This is a genomic window from Blautia coccoides, assembly GCF_034355335.1.
Taxonomy (GTDB): domain Bacteria; phylum Bacillota; class Clostridia; order Lachnospirales; family Lachnospiraceae; genus Blautia; species Blautia producta.
Genome location: NZ_CP136422.1, coordinates 5,143,595 through 5,161,218 on the forward strand (window position 1 = coordinate 5,143,595; position 17,624 = coordinate 5,161,218).

Here is a 17,624-nt window from a genome sequence, read left to right on the forward strand (position 1 = left end):
GGAGGAAATCACTATGGCAGAAAAGAAAAAATACACATTAATGAATACTGTGGCCGTATTGTCTGTCAGTACCTTATTGTATCTGGCTACGATCAATGCATCATCTCTTGCCTACATGGTCAAAGAATTTCCACAGTATGATATCACAACCGTCAAACTATTCTCTACCATCCCGTCACTTATGATGATCGTCTGCTCCCTGCTGTCCGGAAAGCTGATACAGATCTTCCCAATTAAGAAAATCGTCATCGGCTGTGCCGCCCTTATGTTTGCTGCAGGTTTCGGAACTTACTTTGTGTTCAATCTGCCTGCTATCCTTATTATGAGAGTCATCTATGGCATGGGGTCCGGTACTGTATTCCCGCTGGCCAATGCGATCATCCAGCAGTTATATGAGGGCGAAGAAAAAGCCCGGCTTTTGGGTTTCCGGGCAGGATTTGGCGCATTATTCGGTGCGGCTGTCACTATGGTGGGCGGCTGGCTGACCTCCTTTGGATGGCGGTACGCATTCTTTGGTTATCTGTTCGCGATCCCGGTAGCTCTCCTGGTTCTGTTTTGCTGCCCATCCAATGAGCCTATAAAAAAAGAAAGTTCCACGGCAAAAGCAGGCGAAAAAAAGTATACTAAGAAAACCTTCTATGTTCTTCTCTTTGCCGTATTTTTCAATGCGTGTATGATGTCTTTTAATGTAGAGCTGTCTCTTGTCATAACCGGAGAGAATATCGGTGGCGCCAGTCAGGTATCTATGGTTGCATCCACCAATACTATATTTGCATTTATAGCCGGCCTGATCTTCGGAAGTCTTCACAAAAAAACACAGCGGTATATGGCCGTGATCTCCACAGGACTTGTGGGGCTGGCTCTGGCTATTCTCTGCTTTGCCCAGAATTTCCCTCTGTTTATTATGTGCGGGGCAATCTTTGGTCTTGGCTTTGGCTTTTATAATCCAACTTACAATCTGCTTATTGCGGGCACCGCTGCAAAGCCTAAATTTGGTTCCCAGGCAATTGCCATTTACACAAGCTGCGTAGGATTAGGGCAGTTTCTCTCTCCCTACCTGATAAACGGAGTGAAAAAGCTGCTGAACTTAAATGTACTGAGAGCTGAGTGGAAGATCACCGCGTTCTCTACGCTCTGCCTGGTCCTGGGCGCTGTCATATATATCATAGTCACCGGCGGTAATAAAAAGGTATCACAGGCCTGAGCAGATAAACCCTATAGAATCCATTTACACAAAGGAGGTAGTATTATGTTAACCGAAAAAGATAACTATTTAATGACTCTGCGGGGCGAAACCCCAGAATGGATACCAAGACTGCTTATTCCATCCCCCGGACATGCTCCGGCCACAGCCTGGATCGGTCCGGGATTTCTGAATGCTCGCAAAACTCCCATGGGCGGTTTTGATGTCTGGGGCGTGGAATACGTGGCAACAAAGGAAACCGGCTATATGTCTCTTCCCAAACCGGGGCGCTTCATACTTGATGATATCTGCCGCTGGCGTGATGTTATCAAGGCTCCCGATATCTCCCATATTGATTGGGAAACCATGGCAAAGAAAGATCTGGCACAGGTTGACCGGACGCAGACATCCGTTACTGCTACCATACATGTGGGATATTTCCAGCAGCTTATGAATTTCATGGGATTCACCGAAGGACTCTGTGCGATGCTGGAGGAGCCGGAAGAAGTCATGGCACTATTTGAGTACATGAATCAATTCTATCTCCAGATATGCAGCAAGGTCAGGGATTATTACAAACCTGATGTCTGGGCGATCACAGACGATACGGCAACGGCAACCAACCCGTTTATATCTGTAGATATGTATCGGGAGATGATAAAGCCTTTCCATGCAAGCGAAGCGAAGTTCGCACAGGAGGCCGGAATCCCCATTGATATGCACGACTGCGGCAGATGTGAGGATTTCATAGAAGACTGGCTTGACTTTGGTGTCTGCGCATGGAACCCCGCTCAAACCATGAATGATCTGGCCGGGATCAAGAAAAAATATGGAAACCGCCTGGTATTGGAAGGCTGTTGGGACTCCTCAGGCCCTGCCGGCTGGCCGGATACCCCGGAGGAGATCATAAGAGCTGAGGTCCGTAAATGCATAGATTCCTTTGCGCCGGGAGGCGGATTTGTATTCTGGGCAAGCACATACGGCGCACCGGATGACGAGGCAATCAAAGCCAAAGCCCGCTGGATAACTGAAGAATACGATTCTTACGGCAGAAACTTCTATAAAAAGTAATTTCTGACTTCAGGGCTGTGCGCTATATAAAGGGTGCACAGCCCTTTCCCTGTCTGCCCCGTTCTTTTTTCCTTTGGGGCGGCATATGATGTAAACAACATCTATTTCAGAGGTCTGCCATGCTAAAGAAGCTTCTCAACACAGCCATAACGCTGCTTTTCTGTGGCGCCCTTGTACTCTGTGCCGTCACATACCTGCCAAATGCCATATCCGTCAGCAGCACAGCGGGAAGCCGTGAGCTTCCTATCTACTGTGTACAAACTGACAAGCCGCAGATCGCCATCAGTTTTGACGCTGCCTGGGGCAATCAAGACACATCCGCTCTTCTTGATATCCTGGCAAAACACCAGGTAAAAGCCACCTTTTTCATGACCGGCGGATGGATCTCCAGCTACCCCGACGATGTAAAAAAGATCTATGAAGCGGGACATGACCTGGGCAACCACAGCGAAAATCACAAATATATGACAAAACTCAGCGATGAGAAAAAAACCCAGGAGCTTATGTCTGTACACAACAAAGTCAAAGAGCTGACCGGTTATAACATGTTCCTGTTCCGTCCTCCTTACGGAGACTATGACAATGGCGTGGTCAAAAATGCTCTTGCCAACAATTACTACCCGATACAGTGGGATGTGGATTCTCTTGACTGGAAAGATTACGGCGCTGATGACATTATAAAAAGAGTTACGGAGGACTCCCACTTGGGCAACGGCAGCATTATCCTCTGCCATAACGGCGCCAAATACACAAAAGATGCGCTGGACACCCTAATCACCACACTGCAGGAAAAGGGCTATGAGTTTGTCCCTATCTCACAGCTCATCTATAAAGACAATTATCACATGGATCATGAAGGACGTCAGATACCTGACTGAATGCCGTAAAAACGGCGTATAGCAATAGAAAAAAACTTTCTATTCCCTATACGCCGTTTTTTCCAGCTGCCGCGCCATACCTGTTAAGATCCACCGCGGCCCGGTTGTTTGCTGCACATTATAGTATCCCCGGCAGCTCCCTCATTTTTTCAGCCGCCCGGCTGTCAACAACATCCTTACTTATGCTCTGGTCGTGAATCCTGTACCGGATCATCAGTATATAAGGACCGTTTCTTAAAACAGATACCCGGTAAGTCTCTTCCGACTTCTCATCTTCCCCTGTGGACCCACCTGCCGTTTTCTGGTCAGTATAACCGTTTTCCTGATATGAATATCCCTGTATGTATATGGAACCGTCCCAATAGCCGCCTTCCTCTTTATAATTACGGTGGTTCTCTGACAATTTCCGGACATAATTCAGAACCCCTTTATACCCGGATCTGTATAAAGTATAAGAGAATTCATCTCTGCATCCGCCACTCCGAAATGTGCGGTAGCTTTCCTTTTCCAGCAAAATACTGCCACTTCTCGAATGATATGCATTTAGAATCTCATTATTATCCGTTTTGCCATTTCCTGTGCTTTTGTTCTCCGCAAAAAGTTCCGAACATTGTAAGAATGGCCCCATCCCGATCAGCCAGGAGTCCTCTTTGGGAGGTTCTAAAGATGCAAGCGAGTCGATTTTATGTAATCCGACAGCCATAATAATTATAGCTGCCATGGCAAGCAGAAGGTATCTCCACCGAAATCCCTTTTTTCTTCTGCTCCACATAAATAAATTCAGACTCCCATATACAGTTAAGAACAACAGCATACCTGCCAGTGCTCTCCAATCCCTGTTCTGTACAGCACTGCGCACCACCGTCGTATAAAAAAGCACGCCAAGAAGAAGGCAAAAGGCTTTCCCGGCAATATCTTTGACCATAAAGAGAGGATAGGATCTGTATCTCACAGGCTTTTTTCGCTGCAGATCTCTCTTTGCCCTTTGATTCCAGACCTGATAAGAAACCACACCGGCCAAACCGTTTAAAAAGAGATACAGCATGCAGAATAACACCAGAATCCCCGCATTTGTTTCAAGTAATGACTCCAGCAAATATCCGGCCAGCCCCATTCCCCCCATGAGCGCAGGCCCAAAATAGCACAATATCCACAATACGCCCAAAACCATAGTGACTGCCACCTGTTTTTGGAACTGCACCTTTGCCGCATCCATCTTAAGTGCCTCGTCTGTCTCTATCGGAACAATATCCCTGTCTCCACTCCACAAAATCTGTCTGCATTTCTCCGCGCACACAAAATGCCACCCTGCACTCTCACAGTAGAATTGAAACTCTTTTGACTTTTCGTTCTCACTTCCCTCCCACATAGAAACTTCTTTCAATATGACAACAGAAAATTTTACCTTCTTGGGAGTCTGCCGCTCAAATCCCCAAAAACTACCCACAGCATCTCTCAGCATCCATCCCCGTGCTGCCATTTTTTCAAAGAAATACTCCATTGCCGGAGTATCCAGAATCCCAAATCCCTTCCATCTCCAATACAGCATCCTTATCCCCCTCCAATCCGGCGGCCCCGTCTCTGGCCATAGCCAGGATACGTCGGTACTCTTTCTTCAGGGTATCCTTTCCTTTTTCTGTGATCCGATACCACTTTTTCCGCCCCTCCTGTCTTGTTTCTTCTATGATATCTCCCTCCTGAAATTTTGCCAAAAGTGTATACAGGGTTCCGGGTCCCACCTGTACACGCCCGCCTGACAAAGCTTTCACCTTTTCCATAATATCCACACCACAGCACTCCTCCTGAAGTGACATCAATATGTAATACATAGGCTCTGTCAGACTCTGAAACTGTTCTCTGGGCATGCCTGTTCCCTCCCTTAACCTTATACGGCCCGCTTCTATGGCCTTCTTATACTTATGGATGTGGTAACTCCTCAGTCCTTCACAGTTCTCTAGAGTGTGTTTGAACCGGACCTGCTGTATCGTTACCGGATAAATTACTTAGTTTCTATAATATCGATATTCGATATTTCTTATTTTCATTATAATATCGTATAACGATATTGTCAACTGAAAAGCTTTCCCTCTCAACACAATTTTTTTGTCGCATTATGTCAGGATTTACTTGCTTATTTTACCAACAAACCTTAGAATAGTAATGGTGGCAATGTCCACGAAAATGAAAAAATGGGGGAATATCATAATGTCTAAAATGGTAGGTACCATATCCCGCGGCGTCCGCGCTCCTATTATCCGTGAAGGCGACAACCTGTCGGAAATCGTAGTGGACTGCGTGCTGGAAGCCGCAAAAAGCGAACCCTTTGAGATTCGCGATAAAGATGTGATCGCTGTCACAGAGGCAGTGGTTGCCAGAGCACAGGGCAACTATGCCAGTGTGGAACAGATTGCCAAAGATGTACACGAAAAATTCGGTGATGACACTGTCGGTGTCCTCTTCCCAATCCTTAGCCGGAACCGCTTTTCTATCTGTCTGAAAGGAATTGCCAAAGGCTGTAAAAAAATCGTGCTCATGCTGAGTTATCCTTCCGATGAAGTAGGCAATCATCTTGTAGATCTGGATGTCATGGATGAAAAAGGTGTCAATCCCTGGACAGATGTACTTTCAGAAGAAAAATACAGAGAATTGTTCGGATACGAAAAACACGTATTTACCGGTGTTGACTATGTGGACTATTATAAAAATGTGATCCGTGAGAGCGGTGCTGAAGTGGAGATTATTTTTGCCAATAATCCTAAAGCAATCCTGGACTATACAAAAAGCATTCTCACCTGCGATATCCACAGCAGAGAACGCACCAAACGCATCCTGAACGCCAACGGTGCAGAAAAAGTTTACGCTCTGGATGATATCATGACACACAGTATTGACGGAAGCGGATACAATGACTCCTACGGACTTCTCGGTTCCAACAAGGCCACAGAAGATACCATAAAGCTCTTCCCCATCCACTGTCAGGAAATGGTTGATTCCATACATAAATCCATTCTGGAAAAAACCGGCAGGCATGTGGAAGTCATGATTTACGGTGACGGCGCATTCAAAGACCCGGTAGGCAAAATCTGGGAACTGGCTGATCCGGTTGTCTCACCAGCATACACAGACGGTCTGAACGGAACGCCCAATGAAGTAAAACTGAAATATCTGGCAGATAATGATTTTGCAGATTTATCCGGTGATGAGTTAAAAACGGCCATCAAGAATTATATCCAGGAAAAAGATGAAAAAGCAGAAAATCTAAAGGGTACTATGGTAACTCAGGGCACTACTCCCAGACGCTTGACAGACCTGCTTGGCTCCCTGGCTGACCTGACTTCCGGTTCCGGAGATAAAGGTACGCCTATTATCTATATCCAGGGGTACTTTGATAATTATACAAAAGAGTAATAGATATAAAAATTTCGGGATTCCAGTCTTTCGCTGACTGGAATCCCGTTTTTTTCATTGTGCCGCATATTTTATTCCATTCAGACACATCCTATTGCTGAGGTGATTTTATGGCATCCTATATATCCCCGGCAATCCGGGACAAATTTGAAACTCTGTCCGTTGATCTGAAAAACTGTATTCTGGAACGAAATGTTCATTTAGAGTCCCTTCCTGATCTGATAAAAGTTCTGGAAGATATCGTGGCAGAGTCAGAAGGCAGATAAATGCCTGAATATGAAAAGGATTCCTCAACTCAGATTTTTACTGAGTTTGGAATCCTTTTATGTGTATCTTGATTTTATTTTGAAATAATACTGTCTCCCCTAAACTCCTGAGCCAGAAGAAGAATCTCATCCCGTTTTTCCAAAAAATATTTATCTCCAGGATCCACCGACAGTACATAATTTATCTTTCCCAACAAGTGCTGCGCATATCGCTCTGGATCCTGTGGGCTTTCTGATCCACCCCCGGATATCCCCATTCTCTGCAAATGTGATCCCACGCCATATTTCCTACAATAATAAATCTCAGCCCGAAGCTGCCTTCTATACTCTCTGCACACCTGCGGCTTTTCATTTACCACAATGCCGGTTACTATCTGTCTCTGATACTGCCTTTGGACTTTTGTCTTCTGTTCATTAAGCTCAAAACCCATTTTATACAGATAATTTTTAACTTTCAGCTTCAACTTTTTCACGTCAAAGTTCCCGGAGAATGTCATATCATCGCAATATCTCGTGTATTGTATCCGTCGCTCTTTACACCAGCTTCCCATATATTCGTCAAAGGGCTTCATGACCAGATTGGAAATAGCCGGCGAACTAGGCGCCCCCTGGGGCAGGCAGTCCATAAAGCAGCAAAGGGAAGTCAACAGCATCCGTATCGCCGGTGGATAATAAACTGCCGGAAACGCAGACTGATATACCATTTGAAACGTAATGCTGTGAAAAAAATCTCTGATATCCAGCTTCAGCACTTGTTCCGTCCCAACATGAGGACATGCATTCATTAAAACAGAAGCGTTGGGCCTGTATGCAGTTGCATACTGTGAAACGGAACGCTCCGGGAGTACATATTTTACTATATTTCTCTGTATCGTCCGCAGCAGTATATCAGGCACCGACAGCTTTCTTCTCCCGCCGTTCTTTTTGGGAATAACTGCAATATGATAATGCTTTTCTATATGATTACTCACAGCATAAAGGCAGGCCATATACCTATCGCCTCTCACTTTTGTCCCCTGAAGAAGCTGGAAAGACCGCAGTACCTCTTCCATCTGCTCCGCTGTACAATATCTCCATATATCTCTTCCTGCCATAAAAATCACATCCCTGATTTGGAATCTGCGGGAGCAATACAAGAGGGTGATTCTGGAGAATGCGCAGATGTACACAGGCCTGAGGCCGAACAGCACACGCAGTGTGCAGTAGTACCTCGGAGCCTTCGGAAGTCTGATTTCTCCCAATTTATCATCAGGCGGCGACTCGCCGTCCGACCGGTATCAGTGATCAACCTACAGATATACCGGATATTCTATTGCTCCCGCACACTTATCATAGCACAGACACAACTTTATTTACAACTCTATTTACAACCTTATTATTGCAGTGGTTTTTTTTAAAACTTATACGGTTAAAAGAATGAAAACTGCCTAAAAAAATCCCCACCGGAGATTTCAATGCCATAAAACATTGATACCAGTGAGGATATTTACTTAGGAACAAGCCGGCTAAAATCCACGATCAACCGGCTGGCTCTTCCATACTCTCCTGCGGATAACAGGACTTGAACCTGCACGTCATGGACACCAGAACCTAAATCTGGCGCGTCTGCCAATTCCGCCATATCCGCATATATTGTAAAAAAATAGGAACAAGCTCTTGCTTGTTCCAGTGAAGCATCGGGGATTCGAACCCCGGACAACTTGATTAAAAGTCAAGTGCTCTACCAACTGAGCTAATGCTCCATATCTAGACTTTGAACTGGGCTAGCTGGATTCGAACCAGCGAATGCAGCAGTCAAAGTGCTGTGCCTTACCGCTTGGCGATAGCCCAAAAGCGCCGTAACGGCAAGGGTGGATAGTGGGATTCGAACCCACGGCCTCCAGAGCCACAATCTGGCGCGCTAACCAACTGCGCTATACCCACCATAATCCATTGTGCGTCTTTCGACACACAAGCGTGCTTGAAGGGATTCGAACCCCCGACCCACGGCTTAGAAGGCCGTTGCTCTATCCAACTGAGCTACAAACACATCCTCGGTTTTATAACCGAAAGCGGGTGATGGGAATCGAACCCACATATCCAGCTTGGAAGGCTGGTGTTCTACCACTGAACTACACCCGCACGGGCATCTAATGCACTTGTTGAAACATCGGGGTGACAGGATTCGAACCTGCGACCTCCTGGTCCCAAACCAGGCGCTCTAGCCAAGCTGAGCCACACCCCGAAAGGTATCTTACCGTCTTATGCAAGTGCTCTTGCCTGACGCAAGATAAAATATACCATAGGGGAACTGAAAAGTCAACACTTTTTTTAGAATATTTATTTCTATTCCATTTTTTTACAAATTGCCCCGTTTTCCCTCCTGCATGTCTCAGCCCGGTCATGTCTAATATAGCAGCATGTGACACCCATCAGCCCAATCGTAACCGCAGCCCCGGCACTACACGAACATAATGAATTTAATCCCCATTATGAACAACATCCAATCTGTCATAAATATATTTTATCATAACTGTATTTTACGGAATCAAGTTGTTTTTTGTTCCTTGCAGTTTGTGTTTTTGAATGTCGGCTGTAGTACCGGAGTATGCCTGCTATTTCAGATAATTAATTGTGTAGTGAGCCTGCCCGTCCCTGTCAATCTCCATAAGAATAAAACTCGGTTCATGTCCCCACTGTCTGGGATAAGAAATACTCCCCGGATTCAACACCGTAAGATCATCCTCAATCTTCAGTTCAGGTCTGTGTGTGTGCCCATACATGGCAATGTCGAACCCTCTGGCCCGTGCCTCCTCCTCCAGACGGCTGGTTCCCATGGAAACCCCATAATAATGCCCATGGGTAAGCATCACACGGTAATCTCCCAGCCACAGCTCCTCTTCTCTTGGAAGGTCTGAAAAAAAGTCATTATTTCCGGCCACGATATGTACGGGACAGCCCGAGATAGCCTCAATATAGTCCTCATGGCCTTCCACGTCCCCCAGATGGATCAGATGCTGAATATCCCCCACTTTTCCCAAAACCTTCTCGAGATTTCCTTCGTGACCATGGGTATCACTGACAATTAACACCTTCATATTTGAAAGTCCTTTCCATTTATTATAATAAATGTTCCTTCTCCAACAAGGCTTTTATGCTGCGCAGGGCATTTCCCCTGTGGCTCACACTGTTTTTCTCCTCAGGCGGAAGCTCCGCAGTGCTGCAGCCTCTCTCCGGAAGGAAAAAGATAGGATCGTATCCAAATCCGTTTTCTCCCCTTTCCTCATAACCGATGATTCCCTCTATTGTACCTCGAGTCACCAGTTCCCTGCCATCCGGAAATACAGCGGCAATGGCGCACACAAATCTAGCCGTGCGTTTTTCATCCGGAACACCCTCCAGACGGTCGATTATATTCTTGTTTTTGATCCTGTAGGAAGTATCCTCCCCCATATAACGTGCGGAATAAATTCCCGGCTCTTTATTGAGATAATCTACCTCCAGCCCGGAATCATCAGCAAGTACCATCTCTCCTGCCAGTTTACATACAGCGCGGGCCTTGATCAGGGCATTCTCTTCAAAACTCAGTCCGTCTTCCACAATATCAGCCTCAATGCCGGCCTCTTTCATGGATAAGATCTGAACAGGGAGGCCTTCCAAAATCTCCCGTATTTCCTTCATTTTATTTTCATTGCCGGTTGCAAAGATCAATCTTTTCATCGTTTGTTAACTCCTCTTTTTCTTCGGGGGTTTTGGCCCCAGAAACTGATAGAAATACGTCTTGATCATTCCATTGTAAATCTTCCTGTTTTTATCTGCTTTTCTTCCTATATAACGCTCTGCATCTTGATATGCAGTGATCAGATACATGGACCAGGAATCCAGCAGCTGATAACGTTCCCCTATAGTTTCATAGAGAGCAGGAAGATTTTCTTTGTCTTCCAGACGTTCACCGTACGGAGGATTGGTAACGATAAAACCATATTTTTTAGGATGGCTCAGGTCTTTTATGTCTCTCTGCTGAAAATGTATCAGCTTTTCAACACCAGCCCTCTCCGCATTTTCCCTTGCCCCTTTTACCATTTCCGCATCCAGGTCATATCCCTGGATATCTGTATCCACAGACAGATCGATCAAGCCCTGCGCTTCCTCTCTGACATCATACCAGTGCTTTCTTGATATAAGATGTTTCCAATCCTCACAGAGGAAATCACGGTTCAGTCCCGGGGCAATATTGGCTGCTATCATAGCCGCTTCAATGGGAAATGTCCCGCTCCCGCAAAATGGGTCCACTAAAATACGGTCTTTGTTCCAGGGCGTCAGCATCAGAAGAGCCGCTGCCAGCGTCTCCGTAATAGGTGCCTTACTGGTCATCTGTCTGTATCCCCTCTTGTGCAGGGAAATACCGGATGTATCAATACCAATAGTGGCTACATCTTTCATAAACGCCACACGGATGGGAAAACTGGCTCCATCCTCCTCAAACCACTCCGTATGATAGACTGATTTCAGACGTTCCACCATAGCTTTTTTCATGATAGACTGAATATCAGAAGGGCTGAAGAGCTGGCTTTTAACAGAATTCGCCTTAGCCACCCAGAATTTCCCGTCCTGCGGAATGTACTTTTCCCAGGGAAGGGCTTTTGTTTTCTCGAATAACTCTTCAAAAGTCACTGCTTTAATTTTTGCCACTTTTAAGAGTACACGCTCTGTGGTGCGCAGAAACATATTGGCCCGGACAATAGCTCCGGCATCTCCCAAAAATGTTACTTTCCCGTCCTCTACTTCGCTGATTTCATATCCCAGATTCTGTATTTCCCGTTTTAACACTGCCTCCAGTCCAAAATGGCACGGTGCGATCAATTCAAATTTTTCCATTATAATTTTAACTCCTTAACAATTTCCCCGCCAAATCCGCGGATTGAGAACAGACCATCCTCCAGTACCGCATAGGTAGGGATATTTCCTTCCTTGGGAATGGAAACAGAACCCGGATTCAGTATGGTATAGTTTTCCTTCTTATCTGCACGCAGCACATGTGTGTGGCCGTGAATAAAAATATCTCCATTTTTCATAGGAGGCAGATTCTCTTCATTATATATGTGTCCATGGCTGGCGTAAATTGTACGCTCACCATCCATTATAATACAGTAATCCGCCATGATCGGAAAATGAAGTACCATTTGATCCACTTCCGCATCACAGTTGCCGCGCACCACATACAACTCATCTTTATAGTCATTAAGCATGGCAATGACTTCTTTGGGTGCATAATCTTTCGGAAGGTCATTTCTGGGTCCATGGTACAGCAAATCTCCCAAAAGAATAAAACGGTCCGCCTGTTCTGCCTTATATGCCTCCAGCATCTTTTTACAATAATAGGCTGAACCGTGGATGTCTGATGCAAACATGTATTTCATAAACGTATTCTCCTCTGTTTTTCTCATTCGGCTGTTTCGTCTATTTTATTTTACTATGCCCTGAAGGAAAATACAAGTTCGTTCCTTTATACGCATGGAATCCGCCTACAACTGACTTCACGCGGAAGCCTCTCTGCATCAGTTCTCTGGCTGCCAGAAGGCTGGCGCTCCCTCTGTCACAATAAAGCACAAGTGTCTTGTGAGCAGGCAGATCATCACAGAGGTCCAGATCTTCATACGGAATATTCACAGCCCCTTCAAAATGGCTCATCTCATATTCCTCTCTGTCACGCAAATCTATAATCATAACATTCTCATCCCCATAATAATCATCCAGATCATGGGCGGAAATTGTCTCAATACCAATCATAAGAAATACCTTTTTCTTCTATTATATGCATTCCAAATCCAGTACGCAAATAATAGAAACCACACCTGGCATGGTTTCTATTATAACTCATGGTTTCTATATATAATGAATCAGGGAGATTCCGGACACTTGTCCGAAATCTCCCTGACTGTATGCTCTTCTATATTTAATTAATAACCGTACTCAGAGGATGTGTTGTTTTTAGAAGAGTTTTTGCTGTTAGAATTGGAGTTCTGTGAATTTTTGCTGTTGGAGTTAGAGTTCTGGGAGTTTCTTGTTCCACAGTTCTCTGTTCCGTTTTTGCTTCCTGAATAGGAATTTTTCTGAGAGTTCTGAGAATTCTGGGAGTTCTGGGAATTCTGGGAGTTCTGAGAATTCTGGGAGTTCTGAGAATTCTGGGAGTTCTGAGAGTTATTTGCGTTTGTGGATTTGTTGCTGGTTGATTCATTGCTATAGTTTTTAGCCATGACTTTACCTCCTGGTTGTACATTTTTGTTTACAGTCTTATTATGTCTTTTCTGCTTCAAAATATTCACCGCCGGTTAATTCTTCTCGTTTTCGTCAACATATCCGTAAAAAAGCACTAATATTCCTTTTTAGCATGCGTATCTCGTCAAAAAAGGATTGCATTTTTTTTCCTTTTATATTATAATATGGGTTGTAAAAAGAATTTACCCTTCAAAAATTTTTTTTACATTATAACCCCTTATTTAATTATTTATACTCCCCTCGAAACACCCTGTAGCTCCCCTACAGGGTGTTTCTCTGTCTATTTACAAAAACTCCGGGCGGTATTGGATTTCTTATGCAACAGCATAGATTCCAATACCGCCCGGTTAATCATCTGGCAGACACCTGTCTTTATCTATCGACTATTTATTTTTTACTAATCTGCACCTGAACTGCCTTAATACCCTCGGACTCTTCCGTAGTACCCGAATTTGATCATCATCCAAAAACTGCCTCTTCCAACATAGCACACAAAGTATGATACAGCGGCAACGTATACTCCTGAACTCTGTATGTCTCCGTAGAAGGCATCCGGAAACAGATATCACAGTATTTTGAGAGCACAGACTCTTTTTCCCCGGTTATGCCCAATACCTTCATTCCTTTTACCTTGGCAGTCTTAGCCCCTTCCACAATATTTGCTGAATTCCCTGAGGTGGTGATCGCTATCAGGACATCTTCGGGCTGCCCGTATGCATATACCTGCTGGGCAAATATCATATCAAAAGAAGTATCATTTCCCACCGCTGTCATAAGGGATGTATAACTGTTCAATGATATGGCCGGAATTCCCTGCTGCAGCCGCCCGGATAACTCTTCGCCGCCTTCCAAACGGCTGAATTTTTCTTTTTCCTCATCCGGAAGTTCACGCTTCAGCAAAAATCCTTTCATCAGCTCTCCTACAATATGTTCTGAATCGGAGGCACTACCTCCATTTCCACAGACCAGGATTTTCCCGCCCTTTTTACAGCTTTTCAAAAGGAGTTCAAAAGCCTCCCAGACAGGCTGGTCCTTCAGTACAGGATGATCCTCCCGGAATTTATCATATACTGCATGTTCTCTTCCCATTTTTACCTCCCTGAATCGCCACAGAAAGCGCAGCATAGTCACCAATCTTATTTCCCAGTTCAGCCGGCACGATCCTGCATCCTTCCCTTGAAATAGCCAGAGCCTCCTGCTCGATTACCCTCTGTGCACACGGCCACAGCAGTTCCTCACTTCTTTCATAGACACTGCCCAGTACAATAATCTCCGGGTTCAGAATATCTATGAGAATAGCCAATCCCCTTCCCAGATAGTATCCACTGGTTTCGTAAATATCAAGAGCCAGAGGGTCCCCTCCCTTTGCGGCAAGTGCCACTGTCTTTGCCGACAGCTCTTCTATCTGTTCAAAGCTCTGGCAAAAGGAGGGCCGTTCACCTATCTGCAGCTTCTCCAGCACCTTCATCCTGGCAATCTGCGCGATACCTCCTCCGCTGCAGAACCCCTCAAAAGAACCGGACTTTCCGAATCCCACAGGGCCGCTCTCCGTCATTCTCACATGACCTACTTCACCGGCCATATTGCTGGCACCATTGTACAGCTTCCCGTCCAATATTAGTCCGGCGCCCATCCCTGTGCCATAGGTAAGAAATATCACATGCTGATATCCCCTTGCTGCCCCGAACTTCCACTCTGCCAGTGCACAGGCATTTGCATCATTCTGTATGTACGTGGGAATCTGAAATTCCTTTTCCATAATATCCACAATCGGTATATTGTCCCAGCCATATAAATTGGGCGGATTCTTAACCACTCCTTTAATGTGGTCCAAAGGCCCCCCACAGCTTATCCCGATTGCCTGCAGCCTTTCTGTACAGATATCATTACGCCTGAGCAATGCCCGAACTGCCCCGAACAGATCCTGGATCACACAGTCCGGCCCTCTCTTGGCCTCTGTAGCAAAGCATATCCTGTCAAATATCCGGCAGTCCTCATCTGCTTCCCCTGCCTCACCCAGCACTACTGCGCATTTTGTGCCGCCTATATCAATACCAATCACATAGTCTTTCATATCTCAATCTCCTCGCAGGCATCTTTTTAGCGCGTCACTTCTCCCATTCCATGAAATCCACCTCTACAGGCTTTGAATCTACGGAATCACTCACAAGAAATGTCTTGATCTCATAGGGTTTAAACTCCGCATGAATTGTCTTTTCAAGGAAATGGATACAGATATCTGTATGGCATTCCTTTCCCTCTGTCTCATAAAACCTGACAATATACCCGTTATTTTTCTCCGCCTTTTTCAGCGCGGACAACACCACATTACTCTCACTTACGGCCAGTAGTTCTGCCTTCTGCGGATAATCACCCTTATGATATGTCTCGATCACTGTGACACAGGGCTGATTGAGTTCTTCTGCCCGCTGCACCAGATGCGCCTCTCTGCTGGTGCCAAGATGCGGTACGATGGTATATCGGAAATTCTGTATTCCCTGATCAGTGAATTGATAGTCATCTTCCTCCTCATCCAGAATATACGGATTGTGATGAGCATACACAGGGCTTCTCAAAACCGTCAGTTCCATACAGTTTCCCTCAATGCAGGCACTGTATTTGCAGTCATTTAGAATACCAATACCGCAGATGATTTTATTGTTGTCCTCCTGCATACCTGACAGATCCATCCAGCGCTGAACCGGTTCCTCTTCTCCATTGCAGGCCTTCTCTATGCAGCCAAAAGGAATTTCATATATTCCTCTGTACTGGTCAAGTGCAGTCGGGAACTGGATCTTTACACACCGGAATTTTTCCTGCCAGTTGATTTTCGCGGATACTCTGACAGATTTATCTTCTTTATATAATGTGTATATCTGAACCAGTGTAGAATTTTTATACTTGCTGATGACCCGGATACTGCTCCTCACCGGCCCGTCCTCTGTCTTTTTCACGGATTTTGGTTCAAAATACCCCTCCGTTTCATGAAATCTTGTGACACCATGGCTCCAGGTATCGGATTTGTCCTTTACCACTACAGCTCTTCCAAAAGCCCCATCACAGTATTCAATCCTGTTTTCCTTATCCCAGATGGAAATGATGGCTCCTGTCCTTTCTTCAAACTGTACACGGATCTGCTCATTTTCCAGTACCAAAGCCTGCATCGAATGCTCTGCCTCCTGCTCCCGTTCCACTGCGTAGATACGGAACACAGCATATCCAAGGGAGGGCACACATGCTTTGAATACGATCCTGTTTCTGCCGTTTACTTTGGCATCTGAAGATATTTTCTGAGACGGCACCACATTTCCATCGCTGTCCTTTACAAGATAGGATTCACCCCTGCAGGAATTGCCGAACATCCCTGTCTCCACTTCCACATACTCCTCTGTCTCCCAGCCATGGGGATTAAAAACAACTACCGGGAGCATATTCTCCTCCTGGTCAATATCAATATGGAAGGATACAGCCTGAAGACTGTTATTCTCATTTCGCGCTGCAATGGACAGGGCTTCGCCCAACTCGTTTCTGGTATCCTCATACGCTGTCTGAATACTGGAGCCTGCCAAAATGTCATGGAACTGGTTAAATAAAACACGCTTCCACCCCTCTGTCAGCCCCTCTGTATATCCTTGTCCCGCCACAAGCTCGGACAAAACAGAAAATTTCTCTGCTCTCAAAAGAGCGTTTTCCGCCTTCCGGTTATAACGCTTCACCTGAGATTCCGCACTGTAACAGCCGCTGGAATGATGCTGAAGGTCTCCGTGTACCACGGGCAGCTCATAGTTTCCTTCCCTTAGCTTCTCAAAATAAAAATCAGGGTCTGCAAATATGATCTCAACATCATCCCATTCCTTCTGAAGCTTTTTCACAGTCTCAATATTCTCAATGGTTGGTCCTCCCCCATGGTTACCCACACCAAAAAAACACATCAGTTCCTCCACGCCTGCATCAAATTCCTCCCTGCAGGCTCTCATATGGTCCTCAAGCCTGCCGAAGGTGCAGTAGGAAAAGGGCAGGCGGAAAGCATGTACCCTGGATCCGTCGTCCGATTCCCATATAAAATTCCTGGCAGGCAGACCTTTTTCCTGAGGGCTTGGACGCATAAACACATAATTTTCCATACCGGACAACCGCAGGATCTGAGGCATCATTCCCTGATGGCCAAAACTGTCCACATTATATCCTGTTTTGGCTATCACGCCGAACTTTTCCTTGAAATAATTCTGGGAGATCAGAGCATGGCGGGCAAAGGATTCTCCACAGGGAATATTACAGTCAGGCTGTACCCACCAGCCCCCGCAGATCACCCAGCGCCCTTCCCTGATCCTCTTTTCAATCTCTGAAAACATCTCCGGATCATTTTTTTCGATCCACTCATAAAACTGCGCGGAGCTTGATGTAAATATTACATCATCATATTCATTGAGGCGTTCCAGTGCTGATCTACAGGTGGCTTTATTCTCCTGGAATCCCTCCTGCCATGGCCAAAGCCATACAGGGTCAAGATGCGCATTTCCTATCATATACATTTTTTTCATAACAGTAACCTCCCAATTT

17 protein-coding genes and 7 tRNA genes are annotated in these 17,624 nt (G+C 45.5%); 5 read left to right on the forward strand and 19 right to left on the reverse strand.

The annotated features are described in order from the left end of the window. The first annotated feature begins 13 nt into the window (after positions 1-13). The 3 genes from BLCOC_RS23135 (at position 14) to BLCOC_RS23145 (ending at position 3,132) form a co-directional block, all read left to right on the forward strand. Complete coding sequence (locus tag BLCOC_RS23135; RefSeq protein WP_115623486.1) at positions 14-1,204, forward strand: MFS transporter; 1,191 nt, start codon at positions 14-16, stop codon at positions 1,202-1,204. Between the two features lie 45 nt (positions 1,205-1,249). Then, complete coding sequence (locus BLCOC_RS23140; RefSeq protein ID WP_115623487.1) at positions 1,250-2,254, forward strand: uroporphyrinogen decarboxylase family protein; 1,005 nt, start codon at positions 1,250-1,252, stop codon at positions 2,252-2,254. Between the two features lie 119 nt (positions 2,255-2,373). Then, a complete protein-coding gene (locus BLCOC_RS23145) occupies positions 2,374-3,132 on the forward strand; it encodes a polysaccharide deacetylase family protein (RefSeq protein WP_115623488.1) in 759 nt (252 codons plus the stop codon). A gap of 118 nt (positions 3,133-3,250) precedes the next feature. On the opposite strand, the gene BLCOC_RS23150 is transcribed toward BLCOC_RS23145, so the two are convergent. Both BLCOC_RS23150 and BLCOC_RS23155 read right to left on the reverse strand, forming a co-directional pair. Next, positions 3,251-4,681: a DUF2812 domain-containing protein gene (locus BLCOC_RS23150; protein WP_115623489.1), complete on the reverse strand. Its 1,431-nt coding sequence runs from the start codon at positions 4,679-4,681 to the stop codon at positions 3,251-3,253. Then, on the reverse strand, positions 4,617-4,997 hold the full coding sequence (locus BLCOC_RS23155; RefSeq protein WP_029467807.1) for a PadR family transcriptional regulator: 381 nt from the start codon (positions 4,995-4,997) through the stop codon (positions 4,617-4,619). Before BLCOC_RS23155 ends, BLCOC_RS23150 begins: the two co-directional genes overlap by 65 nt. A 340-nt stretch (positions 4,998-5,337) precedes the next feature. Between BLCOC_RS23155 and BLCOC_RS23160 the strand changes: the two genes are divergently transcribed. Both BLCOC_RS23160 and BLCOC_RS23165 read left to right on the forward strand, forming a co-directional pair. After that, entirely contained in the window at positions 5,338-6,540 is a 1,203-nt protein-coding gene (locus tag BLCOC_RS23160) for a coenzyme F420-0:L-glutamate ligase (RefSeq protein WP_115623490.1), read from the forward strand. Between the two features lie 110 nt (positions 6,541-6,650). Then, positions 6,651-6,806, forward strand: coding sequence for a hypothetical protein (locus BLCOC_RS23165; protein ID WP_018593020.1), 156 nt, complete (start codon positions 6,651-6,653; stop codon positions 6,804-6,806). 74 nt (positions 6,807-6,880) lie between these two features. On the opposite strand, the gene BLCOC_RS23170 is transcribed toward BLCOC_RS23165, so the two are convergent. From BLCOC_RS23170 to BLCOC_RS23250, 17 genes are all read right to left on the reverse strand, one after another. Beyond that, positions 6,881-7,900, reverse strand: coding sequence for a reverse transcriptase family protein (locus BLCOC_RS23170; RefSeq protein WP_115623491.1), 1,020 nt, complete (start codon positions 7,898-7,900; stop codon positions 6,881-6,883). Between the two features lie 452 nt (positions 7,901-8,352). After that, positions 8,353-8,433, reverse strand: a tRNA-Leu gene (locus BLCOC_RS23175). Between the two features lie 42 nt (positions 8,434-8,475). Continuing rightward, positions 8,476-8,548, reverse strand: a tRNA-Lys gene (locus BLCOC_RS23180). A gap of 16 nt (positions 8,549-8,564) precedes the next feature. Next, positions 8,565-8,636: transfer RNA gene (locus tag BLCOC_RS23185), tRNA-Gln, on the reverse strand. Between the two features lie 19 nt (positions 8,637-8,655). Then, positions 8,656-8,729: transfer RNA gene (locus tag BLCOC_RS23190), tRNA-His, on the reverse strand. Positions 8,730-8,761: 32 nt separating this feature from the next. Next, a tRNA-Arg gene (locus BLCOC_RS23195) sits at positions 8,762-8,835 on the reverse strand. Between the two features lie 21 nt (positions 8,836-8,856). Then, positions 8,857-8,927 (reverse strand) — tRNA-Gly (locus BLCOC_RS23200). A gap of 28 nt (positions 8,928-8,955) precedes the next feature. Further along, a tRNA-Pro gene (locus tag BLCOC_RS23205) sits at positions 8,956-9,030 on the reverse strand. A 370-nt stretch (positions 9,031-9,400) separates the two neighbouring features. Then, positions 9,401-9,883, reverse strand: coding sequence for a metallophosphoesterase family protein (locus tag BLCOC_RS23210; protein ID WP_029471108.1), 483 nt, complete (start codon positions 9,881-9,883; stop codon positions 9,401-9,403). Positions 9,884-9,905: 22 nt separating this feature from the next. Further along, positions 9,906-10,505, reverse strand: coding sequence for an XTP/dITP diphosphatase (locus tag BLCOC_RS23215; RefSeq protein WP_029471109.1), 600 nt, complete (start codon positions 10,503-10,505; stop codon positions 9,906-9,908). Positions 10,506-10,511: 6 nt separating this feature from the next. After that, positions 10,512-11,663 (reverse strand): THUMP domain-containing class I SAM-dependent RNA methyltransferase, encoded by a 1,152-nt coding sequence (locus BLCOC_RS23220; RefSeq protein ID WP_115623492.1) that lies wholly within the window; start codon positions 11,661-11,663, stop codon positions 10,512-10,514. Beyond that, complete coding sequence (gene yfcE, locus BLCOC_RS23225) at positions 11,663-12,205, reverse strand: phosphodiesterase (RefSeq protein ID WP_029471110.1); 543 nt, start codon at positions 12,203-12,205, stop codon at positions 11,663-11,665. The genes BLCOC_RS23220 and yfcE overlap by 1 nt, the downstream gene beginning before the upstream one ends. Positions 12,206-12,245: 40 nt before the next feature. Beyond that, positions 12,246-12,575 carry a rhodanese-like domain-containing protein gene (locus tag BLCOC_RS23230; protein ID WP_029471111.1) on the reverse strand — a complete coding sequence of 110 codons (330 nt, stop codon included), beginning with the start codon at positions 12,573-12,575 and terminating at the stop codon, positions 12,246-12,248. Positions 12,576-12,745: 170 nt separating this feature from the next. Beyond that, positions 12,746-13,042 carry a hypothetical protein gene (locus BLCOC_RS23235; protein WP_115623493.1) on the reverse strand — a complete coding sequence of 99 codons (297 nt, stop codon included), beginning with the start codon at positions 13,040-13,042 and terminating at the stop codon, positions 12,746-12,748. 481 nt (positions 13,043-13,523) lie between these two features. Then, entirely contained in the window at positions 13,524-14,153 is a 630-nt protein-coding gene (locus BLCOC_RS23240) for a D-sedoheptulose-7-phosphate isomerase (protein ID WP_029471116.1), read from the reverse strand. Further along, positions 14,128-15,138 (reverse strand): ROK family protein, encoded by a 1,011-nt coding sequence (locus BLCOC_RS23245; protein WP_115623494.1) that lies wholly within the window; start codon positions 15,136-15,138, stop codon positions 14,128-14,130. The genes BLCOC_RS23240 and BLCOC_RS23245 overlap by 26 nt, the downstream gene beginning before the upstream one ends. Before the next feature lie 34 nt (positions 15,139-15,172). Next, the gene (locus BLCOC_RS23250; RefSeq protein ID WP_115623495.1) at positions 15,173-17,605 is read right to left on the reverse strand and encodes an alpha-mannosidase; all 2,433 of its coding nucleotides are present in this window, start codon (positions 17,603-17,605) and stop codon (positions 15,173-15,175) included. Between the last annotated feature and the right edge of the window lie 19 nt (positions 17,606-17,624).